The sequence below is a fragment of the Allopontixanthobacter confluentis genome, from assembly GCF_009827615.1.
Classification (GTDB): domain Bacteria; phylum Pseudomonadota; class Alphaproteobacteria; order Sphingomonadales; family Sphingomonadaceae; genus Allopontixanthobacter; species Allopontixanthobacter confluentis.
On the sequence record NZ_WTYU01000001.1, the window covers coordinates 1,606,384 to 1,620,948 of the forward strand.

Annotated in this window: 14 protein-coding genes; 7 read left to right on the forward strand and 7 right to left on the reverse strand. The window is 60.7% G+C overall.

All coding sequences use genetic code 11. From position 1 onward, the window contains the following. Positions 1 to 52: 52 nt before the first annotated feature. Complete coding sequence (locus tag GRI44_RS07550) at positions 53 to 676, reverse strand: P-loop NTPase family protein (protein WP_160600837.1); 624 nt, start codon at positions 674 to 676, stop codon at positions 53 to 55. A 55-nt stretch (positions 677 to 731) separates the two neighbouring features. Then, positions 732 to 2,015: a heavy-metal-associated domain-containing protein gene (locus GRI44_RS07555; RefSeq protein WP_232843006.1), complete on the reverse strand. Its 1,284-nt coding sequence runs from the start codon at positions 2,013 to 2,015 to the stop codon at positions 732 to 734. 69 nt (positions 2,016 to 2,084) lie between these two features. Between GRI44_RS07555 and purM the strand changes: the two genes are divergently transcribed. Genes purM through GRI44_RS07570 form a run of 3 tightly spaced genes read left to right on the forward strand, consistent with a single transcriptional unit; the run spans position 2,085 to position 5,424 of the window. Continuing rightward, positions 2,085 to 3,191, forward strand: a complete 1,107-nt coding sequence (gene purM, locus GRI44_RS07560) for a phosphoribosylformylglycinamidine cyclo-ligase (protein ID WP_160600839.1) — start codon at positions 2,085 to 2,087, stop codon at positions 3,189 to 3,191. A gap of 28 nt (positions 3,192 to 3,219) precedes the next feature. Beyond that, complete coding sequence (gene purN / locus GRI44_RS07565) at positions 3,220 to 4,215, forward strand: phosphoribosylglycinamide formyltransferase (RefSeq protein WP_332872377.1); 996 nt, start codon at positions 3,220 to 3,222, stop codon at positions 4,213 to 4,215. 3 nt (positions 4,216 to 4,218) lie between these two features. Beyond that, entirely contained in the window at positions 4,219 to 5,424 is a 1,206-nt protein-coding gene (locus GRI44_RS07570; protein ID WP_160600843.1) for a sulfotransferase family protein, read from the forward strand. Positions 5,425 to 5,470: 46 nt separating this feature from the next. On the opposite strand, the gene GRI44_RS07575 is transcribed toward GRI44_RS07570, so the two are convergent. From GRI44_RS07575 to GRI44_RS07595, 5 genes are all read right to left on the reverse strand, one after another. Next, a complete protein-coding gene (locus tag GRI44_RS07575; protein WP_160600845.1) occupies positions 5,471 to 5,863 on the reverse strand; it encodes a nuclear transport factor 2 family protein in 393 nt (130 codons plus the stop codon). A gap of 116 nt (positions 5,864 to 5,979) precedes the next feature. Continuing rightward, the gene (gene ndk / locus GRI44_RS07580) at positions 5,980 to 6,402 is read right to left on the reverse strand and encodes a nucleoside-diphosphate kinase (protein WP_160600847.1); all 423 of its coding nucleotides are present in this window, start codon (positions 6,400 to 6,402) and stop codon (positions 5,980 to 5,982) included. A 128-nt stretch (positions 6,403 to 6,530) separates the two neighbouring features. Beyond that, on the reverse strand, positions 6,531 to 6,980 hold the full coding sequence (locus tag GRI44_RS07585; protein WP_160600849.1) for a DNA polymerase III subunit chi: 450 nt from the start codon (positions 6,978 to 6,980) through the stop codon (positions 6,531 to 6,533). Then, entirely contained in the window at positions 6,980 to 7,180 is a 201-nt protein-coding gene (locus GRI44_RS07590; RefSeq protein WP_160600851.1) for a DUF2256 domain-containing protein, read from the reverse strand. The genes GRI44_RS07585 and GRI44_RS07590 overlap by 1 nt, the downstream gene beginning before the upstream one ends. 9 nt (positions 7,181 to 7,189) lie before the next feature. Continuing rightward, positions 7,190 to 8,650, reverse strand: a complete 1,461-nt coding sequence (locus GRI44_RS07595; RefSeq protein ID WP_160600853.1) for a leucyl aminopeptidase — start codon at positions 8,648 to 8,650, stop codon at positions 7,190 to 7,192. A gap of 101 nt (positions 8,651 to 8,751) precedes the next feature. Here GRI44_RS07595 and GRI44_RS07600 point away from each other — a divergent pair, with 101 nt between their 5' ends. The 4 genes from GRI44_RS07600 (at position 8,752) to rsmA (ending at position 14,510) form a co-directional block, all read left to right on the forward strand. Beyond that, positions 8,752 to 11,049: an LPS-assembly protein LptD gene (locus GRI44_RS07600; protein WP_160600854.1), complete on the forward strand. Its 2,298-nt coding sequence runs from the start codon at positions 8,752 to 8,754 to the stop codon at positions 11,047 to 11,049. Positions 11,050 to 11,166: 117 nt separating this feature from the next. Next, positions 11,167 to 12,612, forward strand: a complete 1,446-nt coding sequence (locus GRI44_RS07605; RefSeq protein WP_160600855.1) for a peptidylprolyl isomerase — start codon at positions 11,167 to 11,169, stop codon at positions 12,610 to 12,612. 24 nt (positions 12,613 to 12,636) lie between these two features. Continuing rightward, the gene (gene pdxA / locus GRI44_RS07610; RefSeq protein WP_160600857.1) at positions 12,637 to 13,653 is read left to right on the forward strand and encodes a 4-hydroxythreonine-4-phosphate dehydrogenase PdxA; all 1,017 of its coding nucleotides are present in this window, start codon (positions 12,637 to 12,639) and stop codon (positions 13,651 to 13,653) included. Then, positions 13,650 to 14,510: a 16S rRNA (adenine(1518)-N(6)/adenine(1519)-N(6))-dimethyltransferase RsmA gene (gene rsmA, locus GRI44_RS07615; RefSeq protein ID WP_232843007.1), complete on the forward strand. Its 861-nt coding sequence runs from the start codon at positions 13,650 to 13,652 to the stop codon at positions 14,508 to 14,510. Before pdxA ends, rsmA begins: the two co-directional genes overlap by 4 nt. The last annotated feature ends 55 nt before the right edge of the window (positions 14,511 to 14,565 follow it).

Below are 14,565 nucleotides of genomic sequence, written 5' to 3' on the forward strand. Positions count from 1 at the left end.
CGCGATTCTTTCACCAATCCTGCGCCAAGGCAAGCCTGCTTGAAAGCTGCGGTCATAACAGCCGCGGCTGCTGCGCCCCATGCACAGCATCCAGCGCATCCCGCCAGATTGACAAGGTGGCCGGTGCCTTGCGTTCAAGGCTGAGCCGGTCAATCGTGACAACCAACCGTTCAATCGCCGCAAAACTGCGCGTTGCACGGGGCAGCAGATAGGTAAGAGCGCCTTCGCCCAATGCAAGCGCACGCTGCGCTGCCAGCGCTTCGATCAGATCCGCTACCATCGCATCATCGGGCGCGCCGATTTCCAGATGCAGCGCCGCACCAAGCCGCGACCGCAAATCCGGCAGGGTAATAGTCCAGCCAGCACCTTCAGCCCCGCCATCGGTAATGAGCAGCAACGCCTGGCCATTTTCCTGCGCGCGGTTCCAGCGATGAAACAGATCGGTTTCATCCATCTGGTCAGCCCCGTCGAGCACTTCGCCCCTGCCTTGCGCGGCAAACCAGCGGCCCAGCAATGATTTGCCGGAACGCGGCGGCCCGGCAAGAATGGCGGTATGAAATGGCCATCGGGATGGATCGGCCAGTGCATCGATCACGCCCCGGTTGGCATTGCCCACCACGATGCGGTCGGGGTCGGCAGCATTTCTGTGGGACAGGGGCAGGGCAATCTGCGTCATCAGGGCAGTGTCAGCAGCTTTGCAGCATTACGGCGAAACCATCAGGCACCCAGCCCTAGCGGCTGATGGCAAGCGCATTGTTGCCCTGGCTGACGGTAAAGCCGCGGGCGCGCAGCGCGGCCGCCAATTGTTCCAATGTGCCGCTGTAACTGACCCGCATCACCGACGTGCCGCCAATGGCCAGACTGCTGGCCGCAGCACCGCGGACACCGGCCGCCGCCCGCACGGCAGACAATGTCGCATCGACAGAACCGCCATCGGGGCTGGCAAACTGGACCACATAGCTGGATACCGCCACCGGCGCTGTTGCAGGCCCTTGTTCCTCGCTGGCGGCAGGCACATTTTGCGCTGCTGCGGCGCTGGCGGCCCTGCGCGCAGCATCGGCCTGCGCATCGGCAGCACGGCCCAGATCAATCAATTGCTGCAATTCAGGGGCAATGACAGGCGCACCCAGATTGAGGGTTGGATCAGGGCGCAATTTGCCGTCCTGTAATGCCTGTTCAAAAATGCCGTTCAACCGCAGCATGGCCTGATTGAGCATTCTGGGTAGGTCATCATCACCCTTGGCCGTAAGGGTGAAGCTATCGAGAAAACGGTTGTCTGGGCCAAAGCGGGCAGTGAATGTCCCTTTTATCGGCCCGCCCGGCCATTGCCGTTCCAGCCGGGCAATCGGGATCAGCACATCTGCGGCGCCAAACTGGTCCAGCACATTGCGCCACCAAGTCCGGCTTCTGCGGCTGGTCTGGCCATAGGTAATCAGCAGCGAATCGCCATTGGCCCCGGAAGGCCGGACATAATCTATGCTGCTGGCACCTGTCTGATATTCGGCCCAGGCGCGCTGCCACGGGTTGACCATTTCATACACCCGCGCCGTCCCGCCTTCGATCGTGACGGGAATCAGCAGCATCGGCGCAGAACGGGTCTTGCGCCCGGCCGCGCCCAGCAGGCCGCCAGCGCGTGTCCGGTCAAAGATCACTCCCAGCGTCGCAATATAGCGCTGCGGGCCGATGCGTTCTTTTTCAATGACAATGGCAGACACCATCGATTCGAGCTGCGAATCGGATATTTCCGATCCGCCCAGCTTTTTCCACGCGGCACGCTGCGCCTGTGCCCACCCCTTCTGGCGGGCTTCTTCTGCGGTCTTGCCAGTGGTGTTCACTTCAATCCCGCCAATGTCGATATCGCTGCTGCTGGCGACAGCGGCAATGCCGCGGTCCCCGTCAACCTGCGCCCACAAGGCGCGGCCCGCGACAAGCGCGCACAGCAGGATCACAAGCGCCATGGCCCCGATAAACAGGGTGGGGCGCAACCGGGCTGAAAGAAGGTTCACATGAGTCATCGGGGAAAACTTGGGGCCTTTTGCCCAAACGGGCATGGAAATCCAAGCGCGAAAGATTAAAGCAGCATTATGTCCACCAAAAATACTTCACCTGAGAGTTACACTTACGCCAAAGCGGGCGTTTCCATCGATGCAGGCAATGCGCTGGTTAAAGCCATCGGACCGCTGGTAAAAGCGACTGCGCGGCCCGGTGCCACGTCGGAACTGGGCGGTTTCGGGGGCTTTTTTGACCCCAAGGCTGCCGGCTATACAGACCCGCTGCTGGTCGCGGCCAATGACGGGGTCGGCACCAAGCTGAAACTGGCCATCGATCATGACCGGCACGACAGCGTTGGCATCGACCTGGTGGCAATGTGTGTCAACGATCTGATCGTTCAGGGCGCTGAACCGCTGTTTTTCCTGGATTATTTTGCCACTGGCAAGCTGGAAACCGGCATTGCCGAACGGGTTGTCGCCGGGATTGCCGAAGGGTGCAAGGACGCCGGATGCGCGCTCATCGGCGGAGAAACTGCTGAAATGCCGGGCATGTATGCTGCTGGTGATTACGACCTGGCCGGCTTTTGCGTCGGCGCTGTGGAGCGTGGGCAGCAATTGACCGGCGATGAGGTTGCACCGGGTCAGGTGCTGCTGGGGCTGGCCAGTTCGGGCGTTCATTCCAACGGTTATTCTCTCGTTCGCCGGCTGGCCGCTGACAAGGGCTGGAAAATGGACCGCCCCGCCCTGTTTGATTCGGACCGCCTGCTGATCGACATTCTGATCGAGCCGACGCGGATTTATGTAAAAAGCCTGCTGCCGGTGATCCGCTCCGGAAAAATCGCGGCGCTGGCGCATATTACAGGTGGCGGTCTGCTGGAAAATATCCCGCGCGTGCTGCCCGTTGGCGCCCATGCCATGGTGAACGCGGATGCGTGGGCGCAGCCGCGCCTGATGGCGTTCCTGCAAGCGCAGGGCAATATCGAGCCGGAAGAAATGGCCCGCACGTTCAACTGCGGTGTCGGCATGGTGCTGGCGGTGGATGTACAGCACGAAGCCAGCGTAACCGAGCAATTGCAGGCAGCGGGCGAAACGGTCCTCAACATTGGTCAAATCACTGCTGGCGAACGTGGGTGCACCGTGCGCGGGTCTGCCGGAACATGGTCTGCCCGCAACGACTGGGAAGCCAGCCATCTCGGGTGACAGCCAGCCTTCCGGCGCGGGTGCGTGCGTGCCAGTGGCCGTTTTCATATCAGGCAGCGGCACCAATATGGCAGCCCTGCTGTATGCCAGCAGAATGGCGGGTAGCGCCTATGACATCGTGCTGGTGGCCAGCAATGATCCGGATGCCGAGGGGCTGAAACTGGCAGCCGGAGAAGGCATCGCCACATTTGCCCGCCCTCACCGTGGGATGGAACGCGCTGATCACGATGCCATCATGGAACAGGCCGCCACGGATGCTGGCGCGCAATGCATCATTCTGGCCGGATATATGCGCATCCTCACTCCGGAATTCGTGGAACGGTGGGCCGGCAGGCTGATCAACATTCACCCGTCCCTGCTGCCCAAATATCGCGGGCTCGACACGCATAGCCGTGCCTTGGGCGCAGGCGACAAGACCGCAGGTGCCACGGTCCATCTGGTCACCGCAGAACTGGATGCGGGGGAAATACTGGGCCAGGCACAGGTTGCCATCCTGCCCGGCGATACAGAAGCCAGCCTGTCAGCGCGGGTAAGACTGGCAGAGCATCAATTATATCCGCGCGTGGTCAATGCGTATCTGAAACGCCCCTATGATCCGTCCTATCTGCTGGATCAGGTGCGGCTGCGGGCGCTGGCCCTGCCAGAGGCGCAGGAACGAGACAGCCATGGTTCGCCCGGATGGCGCACCGGCGGCAAGAGCGGCAGGTATTTTGCCTATTTCAGCCAGCAGCATCATGGCGAGCCGCATATTGCCCTTCTGGCCAAAACCAGCGGGCAGGATGAGTTGGCAGAGCTGATTGACCGCGATCCCGCTGCGTTTTTCCGCCCTGCCTATTATGGCGCCAGCGATTGGGTCGGGCTGATTTTGAACCGCCCGGGGCTGGATTGGGCACAGGTCAACTATTGGCTGGAACGTAGCTGGCGCATGGCGGCACCCCGGCGGCTGACATCGCTGCATGATGCCGATATGCTCGAAGCCGGCCTGCTTGACCCTGACTTGCCGGATGCTGGCGACCAGTTCTAGCCCATGCCGCCGCCGCCCCGACCCCATGCCCTTGCCCGATCAGCATTGGCAGACCGCGCGAATGGCTGGCTGGCAACCAGTTGGGCCAAAGGCTGGCTTTCCTTTCCGCCGCTCGATGCCGAAAGCTTGCTTGCCAAAGCGGGGCAGGATTTTGCGGCCGCAGACGAAATGGGCGGGCGCACCCGCGAAGATGTGGACGATTTTCAGGAACGACTGACGCGCCTGTGCCATAGTGTTGAGCACGAAGCCCGGCTTAACTCCCTTGGCCGGGCCATTGCCCACGGGCAGATTGTCCGCGTAATCCGGCAGCGGCTTGGCTTGGGCAAATTATGGCAGGCCCAGCCTGAAATGCTGCACACGCCCCTGGCCCCGCCCATTATCGTGGTGGGTCAGATGCGCGCTGGAACAACGCGGCTTCACCGTTTGCTGGCAGCAGATCCGGCCCATTGCGCAACCCGCTTTTGCGACAGCTGGCAGCCCGTTCCCGGCGGCGCGGTTGATCTCAGACCATTATGGAGCGGGATGGCTCTGTTCATGGCGCGGCGGATGGACCCGTGGATTGATACGCTGCACCCGTTTGGCGCAGCCCGCGCCGATGAGGAACTGGGCTGGCTGGCCAGCGCGCTGGACCATGGCGCGTATGAAGCGCAGTGGCATATCCCATCATTCACTGCGTTCAGCGAAGCGCGCGGCGCAGTGCCCGTCTACCGCGAATTTGCCCGTATATTGCGCACCGATGCCGCCTATCATGGCAATGCCGCGCTGCCGCGGGTGATGAAAGTCCCGCAATTTGCCGAAGATTTGCCCGCCCTGCTGGCGCAATTTCCCAATGCGCGACTGGTGATCGCCAGGCGCGACCACATTGATGTGACGCAAAGTTCAGCATCGCTGGTGGCCAATCAGATGACCATGCAGTCAGATGATGTGGACCTGCCATGGATCGAGCGTGAATGGCAGCGCAAGATAGCGCTGCGAAGCGCCCGGATGGACGCTGCGCTGGCGGCATTTGCTGGGCCGGTAGCGCAGGTGGAATTTGCTGACATCAACCGCGATTGTCTGGGCGCCATATCCGGCGTGTATGATACGCTGGGTCTGGAACTGACGCAGGCCGCCAGAACTGCGATGGAGACCGAATTGGCACAGGCCAGCCAGTCTGCCCATCACCACCATCAGGAAATGTACCAGGGTTTTGCCAGCGGCGAAGCCTAAGCCGCATCCCCATTGAGCAGGCAGTTTGGCTGGTCGCGCCTGATAATCAATTGGCCACGAGATCGCTCGCCAGAATTCTGGCAAGCGCTGGCGGCTGATCCGAGCGGAAGCTTTGCCAATAGGCTATTTTGCCGTCTATCACCTGGCATTGCCACAGACATTGCGCCACCAGCACAGGGTCGCGTGCCGTGGTAGCGCCCTTGATCAACACATCATCGCCATTGCGGCTGGCGCTTTCGATCGTGATGGCAAAGCCGGTGTCGAGCGCGACGAAACGGCGAAAAAATTCGATGCAGTTTTCCCGGCCTTCAATGCGGGTCAGGCGGCTATCCACAAACACGAAATCGTCATGCATCATGGCTGCCAGTGCATCGACATCAGCCAAGTTCATCCGCTTGATAAAACGGCGGGCAGTTGAAACGCGGCTTCTGAATAGCATTGTTGCAGCGTAACACGCTCAAAACCATAATAATATTTGACGGATGTTAAGTTTGGACAAAAAAAGGGCCACCCTTTCGGGCAGCCCTTGTCTGTTGTGTCAAAGGTTTCAGAACCTTAGCCGACAATTTCGTCTTCATTGAAGAAATACGCAATTTCTGTCGCCGCATTTTCGTCGCTGTCAGAACCATGGACGCTGTTGGCTTCAATGCTTTCAGCCAGTTCGGCGCGAATGGTGCCGGGTGCGGCGTCCTTGGGATTGGTAGCACCCATGATGTCGCGGTTGGCCTGCATGGCGTTTTCGCCTTCAAGCACTTGCACCACAACCGGGCCGCTGATCATGAAATCGACCAGTTCACCGAAGAACGGGCGTTCCTTGTGCACGGCGTAAAAGCCTTCAGCCTGTTCGCGGGTCATCTGGATACGCTTGGAAGCGACAACGCGCAGGCCTGCTTCTTCCAGCATCTTGGTGACAGCGCCGGTCAGGTTGCGGCGGGTGGCATCGGGCTTGATGATCGAAAAGGTGCGGGTAACCGCCATGGGAGTTTCCTAAATTGCAAGATTGAAAGGGGGAATGCGTTGCGCGCGCCCCTAGCCGCGAAGGAAGAATATCGCAAGTCCTGCGTGGTGTTGCCCGGTTGCGCCCGGCTAACAGTCAAACCGACGCCTCAGCCCATTTCCCGCCATTTACCGCCATCCTGTTTCCAGAAATGGCGTTCGATACCTTTTTGCACATGGCTGTCGCTGCCCAGCAACCGCCAGCAGGCCCGCGCATCTTCCAGCCGGTCATCACCAAACAGCAGGAACGCGCGAGCGAAGTTGCAGGCTTCTTCCCGCCATTTGCCATCAGCAAGAATGACGAATTTCGCATCATTGGCAGCTTGTATATCCGCCGCAATCAACACCGGCTGGCGCGCTTCGTTACCCTCGCCTGCCTGCCCGTGGGCCAGAAACGCCTCCGGCGCGACTTCCCACAGTGCTGTGTCGATGCGGCTTGCGCGGTCGGCGTCTTCGCACACCACCAGCACGCGCTCCCCCGCAGCCTTGGCAGCGCGGGCCAGCAGCGGAACGACCAGTTCTGCCGGATCGCGGCTCAACTGATAGAAATCGACCCGCATCAGCCTTCCGGTTTATGGATCGTCGGGTTTTTCGCAGCAGCGCCGCTGACTGCCGTGCTGCTTTTCGACCGGCGGCACCGTTCGGAACAATAGCGGACATTGTCCCATTCACGTGCCCATTTCTTGCGCCAGTTGAACGGCAGCCCGCACGTCAGGCATATTTTGCTGGGCAGTTCTGCCTTGTGTGACGTGCGGGCCATAATGTTCAATCAACCTTCTAGATTATCGCGGACATATTGATCGATCAGGCGGACGCCGAAACCGGTCGCTCCCTTGTCCCAGGTGGTGCCGGGCTTGTCGGCCCAGACCATGCCGGCAATATCGCAATGCGCCCATGGGGTGCCTTTTTCGATGAACCGCTGCAGGAATTGCGCTGCGGTAATTGACCCTGCACCACGCGCGCCTACGTTTTTCATGTCGGCAATGGGGCTGTCGATCAGCTTGTCATAAGCAGGTGACAGCGGGAAACGCCACATCTTGTCGCCACTGGCCTTGCCGGCGGCAGTCAGCTTGTCGGCCAGATCATCGTCATTCGCAAACAAGCCGCCATGTTCGTTACCCAGCGATATGATGATCGCGCCGGTCAGCGTGGCAAAGTCGATGATGGCAGCCGGTTTGAATTCCTTCTGCGCCCAATGCAGCGCATCGCACAGCACCAGACGGCCTTCTGCATCGGTGTTGATCACTTCGATGGTCTGGCCCGACATGGATGTGACCACATCGCCCGGACGCTGCGCCTTGCCGTCGGGCATGTTTTCCACCAGCCCCATCACGCCCACGATGTTGGCTTTCGCCTTGCGCGTGACCATGGCCAGCATGGCGCCTGCCACTGCGCCTGCGCCGCCCATGTCCCACTTCATGTCTTCCATGCCGGCGCCGGGCTTCAGCGAAATGCCGCCACTGTCGAATGTGACGCCTTTGCCTACAAATACTGTCGGTTTTTCGCCTTCAGCCCCGCCATTCCAGCGGATTGCCAGGATGCGCGACGGCTGTTCTGATCCAAGGCCCACGCCCAGCAAAGCGCCCATGCCCAATGCTTCCATCTCGGCATCGTCCAGAACCGTGACTTCGACGCCGGTGCCGGCAAATTTCTCTTCGCATTTCGCGACGAAACTGACCGGAAAAATCTTGTTGGACGGTTCAGCCACCAGTTCGCGGGTGAATTCCACCCCGTCAGCCAGCGCTGATTCGCTGGCCCATGCGGCATCGGTGCCTTCTGGCGCCCCTGCCACAGTAACACTGGTGAGAGTGGCTTTCAGTTCTTCCTTCATGGTGGTGCGGTAAATATCATGCCGCCAGCCGCGCAGGCGCAGGCCCAGCAGCACAGATGCCGCTTCATCGGCCGAAAGCTGGGAATTCGACAGGTCCAGCACCAGCGATGTCGCGCCAGAGGCAAGATATTTGGCAGTTACAGCCGCGCCCGCCTTTTCAAGCGATTCGCGGCGGCCATCAGCGCCCGCTTCGCCAGCGCCTGCCAGCGCCACGCGGACGACAGAACCACTGCGTTCGACGAAACTTTCAAAAATCTGCCCGGGATTGCCTTTGAATCGCGCAGTAGCAGCCCCTTCGTCGATGGATTTTTCGAGGCCAGCGGGCATCGCACCCTTGTTGACGACATAGGCCACCAGCCGGGCAGTTGCAGGAACGGTGGGTTGAAAATCGATCTTCATGGGGTCTCCGACGCAGCAAGTGTGAAAGAAGCGTGGCCGCATGGCAGCCTGTCGTTCTGTTGGCGATTGCGATTAGGCGCGGGCGGTGCGATAGGCAAGCCATGCTCCCCCGCCCAGAGATTACGCCGCATCTGGCGATACGACATTCCAGCAAATTCAGCACGGCTGCCGCGGCGCTGGCGCTTGCCTGTTGCTACGCCGCACCCGCAGCGGCGCAGGATGTGGCGCAGGATGTGGGTCAGGATGCAGATCAGCCTGAAGGGCCAGCCACGGCGCAGGCAGCAAGCCCTGCGGTGCGTAACATCGATTTTGAAGCGGACACGCTAGCCTACGATTCCGAAGCCGAGATCGTCACCGCCACCGGCAATGTTGTGCTGCGCAGTGAAGACCGCTCGGTCATCGCGCAGGAAGTGAACTGGAATCGCACCAGCGGGGTGATTATTGCGACGGGCGATGTCCGGTTTGTGGATGAGGATGGCAATCAGCTTTATACCGATCGGCTGGAACTGACGGACAAGTTTGAAGCCGGTGCCATGGAAAATCTGCTGCTGGCCCTGCGTGAAGGGGGCCGGCTGGCCGCACGCGGGGGAACGCGGCAGGAAGATGGCACGATAATCCTGACAGAAGCGGCCTATAGTGCCTGTGCCGTGATGGATGAAGATGGCTGCACCAAAGACCCCAGCTGGCGCATTACCGCCGACCGGGTGACATATGACCCGCAGGACAAGCGCGTGCGTTTTCGCGGTGCCTATCTGGAATTATTCGGCGCGCGGCTGCTGCCGCTTCCCGGCCTTGCTGTCCGGACGGATGGCAAATCCGTCTCCGGTGTTCTGGTGCCTGACTTGCGAATTTCAGAATCGAACGGCGTTGAAATCAACGGCAGTTACTATTTCCGCCTGGGGGACAATCGCGACCTGACCCTTGGGGCATATCTGTTTACCAAAGCCCCGCCGATGGCGACTGCCCAATGGCGCCATCTGACCGAAAAGGGTGCCTATCAGATAACCGGCTATCTGACGCAAAGCCGCCGCATTTCCACTTTCACCGGCACGCCGACATCGGAACGCGACCTGCGCGGATATGTCGCGGCCAATGGCAAATTCCAGTTCAGCCCGGAATGGAGCCTGACGGGCTCCATCCGTCTGGCAACCGACCGCACGTTCCTGCGCCGGTACGATATCAGCCGCGATGATCGGCTGCGCTCGACAATTGAACTGGAACGGATCGACGACACATCCTATTTGTCGGTTGCAGGCTGGGCCACGCAGGTCATGCGCCTGGGCCAGCCTCAGGGGCAGGTTCCGCTGGTGCTGCCAGTGATTGATTACCGCCGCCGCCTGCAAGACCCGGTGCTGGGCGGCACGGTGGAACTGCAGCTCAATTCTCTCAACCTCTACCGCAACGAGGGGCAGGATACGCAGCGCGCATTTGCCGGTGCGCGCTGGGATTTGCGCACCATTACCGGTATGGGCCAGCTGGTGTCCGTCACGGCCCTGGCCCGCGCCGATGTCTATCACAGCGATGAAAACCAGCTGACCGATACGGCCATCTACCGCGGCCTTCCGGGCTGGCAGGGACGCGGTATCGCGCTGGGCGCAATTGATGTGAAATGGCCCTTTGTCGGGCAGGCATTCGGCGGCACACAGGTTCTGACCCCGCGTGTCCAGCTGGTCGCCACGCCTGCAATCCGCAATCTGGCCGTGCCCAATGAAGATGCCCGCGCCATTGATCTGGAAGATTCCAACCTGTTCGCCCTCAACCGCTTCCCCGGTTATGATCGGGTGGAAGACGGTGTGCGCCTGACGTACGGCTTCGACTGGGAATTGCAGCGCCCCGGCTGGCGCATAAAATCCACCATCGGCCAGTCATACAAGCTGGACAAGAACCCAGTCATCCTGATCGACGGGACCGGCCTCAGCGAGAGAGTGTCGGACCTGGTTGGGCGGACAGAAGTGCGCTTCCGCGACTTTGTCAAAGTCACCCATCGCTACCGGCTGGACAAGGACAATCTGGCTCTGCGCCGTAACGAATTTGACGCCACGGTCGGCTCGCGCCGGACCTATGCCGAAGTGGGCTATCTGCGCCTCAACCGCGATATTGACGGGCTGGTCGAGGATTTGCAGGACCGCGAGGAATTGCGCGTTGCCACCCGCGTGGCTTTTGCGAAATACTGGTCCTTGTTTGGCGCAGGCGTGTTCAACCTGACAGACCGCAACGAAGACCCGACTTTTACCGCCGACGGGTTTGAACCTGTGCGCACGCGGCTGGGTGTTGCCTATCAGGATGATTGCCTGGAATTCGGCCTTACCTGGCGGCGTGATTATGTGGCGTCGGGCGATGCCCAGCGGGGCGACACTTTCCAGCTGTTCTTCTCGTTGCGCAACCTTGGTTTCCGCTAGATCGGCACAGCAGAGGGGACAGGCTGAACGGCGCGATTGGCAGCGAGGCCCAAAACGGCTATTTGCGCAGCCACTCAGCTACGGTTAAGCCGGAAACAGCAATTAACCGGGCAGTTCATGGCGCAAAAAGCGCGCGTTAATCGGAATTTACGTGTGATTCAAAAGACCATTTCCAAATTACTGACAGGAATTGCCACCGTCGGCCTCGTCACGTCCCCTGTGGCAGCACAGGCGCAGGCCAATGAGCAGGCCAGTACGCAAACTGGTGCGCCGGTTGGTGCACAGGCCGGAATGCAGGCAGGTGGGGCTGTTGAAATCGACAATCCGCTGGGCATTCCTGCAAATGTGGTTCTGCTGGGCCAGAGCGACCCGAACAATCGCCGCGCCACCGCGCTGGTCAATGGTTCGGTCATCACCGGTACCGATGTTGAACAGCGTGTGGCCCTGCTGGTCGCCGCATCGGAAAGTGCGCTTCCCGAGGAAGAATTGCAGCGTGTGCGGATGCAGGTGCTGCGCAATCTGATCGACGAGACATTGCAGATCCAGGAAGCTGCAGCGCAGGAAATTGTCGTCGCGCGCGAAGAAATTAACGAGCGTTACGCGCAGGTCGCAGCCCAGAATTTCGGTCAGGATACTGGCAAGATGGATGCCTATCTGATCAGCATCGGATCATCGCCGGTCTCGTTGAAGCGCCAGATCGAAGGCGAAATGGCATGGCAGCGGCTGCTTCGCCGCCAGATTGCACCCTTCATCAATGTGTCCGAAGAAGAAGTGCGCGAATTGCTGGAACGCATGGAAGCATCACGCGGAACGGATGAATATCGCCTTGGCGAAATCTATCTGTCGGCCACTCCTGAAACGCGGGAAGCGGTGCGGCAGAATGCCCAGCGCATTGTTCAGCAATTGCAGCAGGGCGGCAGCTTTGTCGCTTATGCCCGCCAGTTTTCCGAAGCATCGACTGCCGCTGTCGGCGGCGATCTCGGCTTTGTCCGGCTGGAAACCCTGCCGGGCGAAATGCAGACCGTGGCCCGTTCCATGGCGCCTGGCCAGTTGGTCGGCCCGTTTGAAATTCCCGGCGGCTTCGAGATTCTCTATCTGATCGACAAGCGCCAGATCCTCATGGCTGACCCACGCGATGCGCTGCTCAGCCTCAAGCAGATTTCTATCAGCTTTGCGCCTGGCACTACCGAACAGGCCGCAACTGCGCGGGTTGAACAATTCGCCAATACGGTAAAGACCATGCGCGGTTGCGGCGATGCAGAATCGATTGCCGCCACCATCGGCGCGGAAGTCGTGACGAATGACCAGATCCGCGCGCGCGCATTGCCCGAACAGTTGCAAAGCGCGCTGCTGCAATTGCAGCTTGGCCAGACCACGCCGCCTTTCGGCTCTGTCACCGATGGGGTGCGGGTGCTGATGCTGTGCGGCCGGGATGACCCCAAGCCTGACAGCGGCCCTGATTTCGAGCAGATGATGGAGCAGATGGAAAACGACCGCATTTCCAAGCGTGCCCAGCGTTATCTCCGCGATTTGCGCAATGATGCCTATATCGAATATAACTGATCGATCTGGTTTGATAAATTCTCGATGAAAGCGCTGGCCATCTCGCTCGGTGATCCGGCCGGGATTGGCCCGGAACTGATTACCGAGGCATGGGCGCGGCGCGATGCCCATGACCTGCAGCCGTTTTTTGCAGTCGGCGGGGAAGTTATCCTCGCCGCTGCGGCGCGGCAGCGCGGGCTGGATGTGCCAACCATCCGCATCACCCGCCCAGAGCAGGCAGCGGCAGCTTTCTCCGCAGGCCTTCCGGTATTGGCCCTGCCAGCCGCATCATCTGCGGGCGAGACGGAACGATACAGCCCCGGCACCCCTGGTCTTGCCGGTGCCCGCCTTGCATTGGCATCGCTTCGCCATACAGCCCAGCTTGCGCTGGATGGCGACGTTGCTGCCATTGTGACAGCGCCGGTGGCGAAATCGCAGTTGGCCAAGGCAGGGTTCAAATATCCCGGCCAGACCGAATTTCTGGCTGCCGCCTGCAACATTGCTGCGGAAAATGCAGTGATGATGCTGGCAGGGCCGCAATTGCGCACCGTGCCTCTCACCGTACATTGCGCCTTGTCCGAAGTGGCGGGGCTGCTGTCTGTTGATCTCATCAGGCGGCGGGCGACCATTACCGCACAGGCTCTGATCCGCGATTTCGGTATTGCCGCCCCTCGCCTCGCGCTGGCGGGGCTGAACCCCCATGCCGGCGAAAATGGCCAGTTCGGGGATGAGGAAATCCGCATCATCGCGCCTGCCATCGCCGCGCTGCGCGAAGAAGGGATTGATGCCACTGGCCCTCACCCTGCCGATGCGCTGTTCGCGCCCCATGCGCGGGCGAAATATGACGTGGCGCTGGCCATGTATCACGATCAGGCGCTGATCCCATTGAAAGCGCTGGATTTCGATGCCGGGGTCAATGTCACTCTGGGCCTGCCGATCATCCGCACATCGCCCGACCACGGCACCGCGTTTGACATTGCCGGCACTGGGACGGCCGATGCCGGGGCCACCATCGCGGCCATTCGTATGGCTGGTGAATGTGCGGCAAGACGCGGGACATGAGCATCGATCTGCCACCATTACGCGAGGTCATCGCGCGTCACGGCCTCAGCGCATCGAAGGCGCTGGGCCAGAATTTCCTGTTCGACGAACAGTTGCTGAACCGCATCGCTGCCATTCCCGGTGACTTGCAAGGCAAGGCCGTGCTGGAAGTGGGCCCCGGGCCCGGCGGCTTGACCCGCGCCTTGCTGCGTGCCGGCGCGCGGGTAACAGCCATTGAAATGGACAGCCGGTGCCTGCCTGCCCTGGAAGAATTGTCAGACGCATTTCCCGGCCAGCTCCGCATTATGCAGGGCGACGCGCTGAAACTGAACCATGATGAACTTATGGGCGAGCCTTTTGCCGTGCTTTCCAACCTGCCCTATAATGTCGGCACCGCATTGTTTGTGCGCTGGCTGGCCGGCGAGACGTGGCCGCCGCAATGGACCAGCCTGACATTGATGTTCCAGCAGGAAGTGGCGCAGCGCATTGTGGCATCTGCGGGCAATTCCGCATTTGGCAGGCTGTCAGTGCTGGCCCAGTGGCGCAGCACGGCGGCACTGGCGATGAAAGTGCACCGCAGCGCATTCACCCCGCCGCCCAAGGTGATGAGCGCAATTGTCCACGTGGTTCCGTCCGCCATGCCCGAAGGGGTGTCGGCCAAGGTTCTGGAACGGATAACCGAGGCGGCCTTCGGCCAGCGCCGCAAGATGCTGCGCCAGAGCGTGAAGGGTATCGAAGGCGCTGTCGCCGCGCTGGAAGCACTGGAAATCGATACTCAGCGGCGCGCAGAAACCTTGTCCGTTGAAGAATTCGTCGCCCTCGCCCGTATACTGAGCCGACCGGCCCCGGCTGGCAGAAATTTGCTTTCCCCGCAGTAACGCCTAGCTTCCGTGGCGGGGGTCGCGATTCGCAATCCTGGCGCAAGCCGGATTG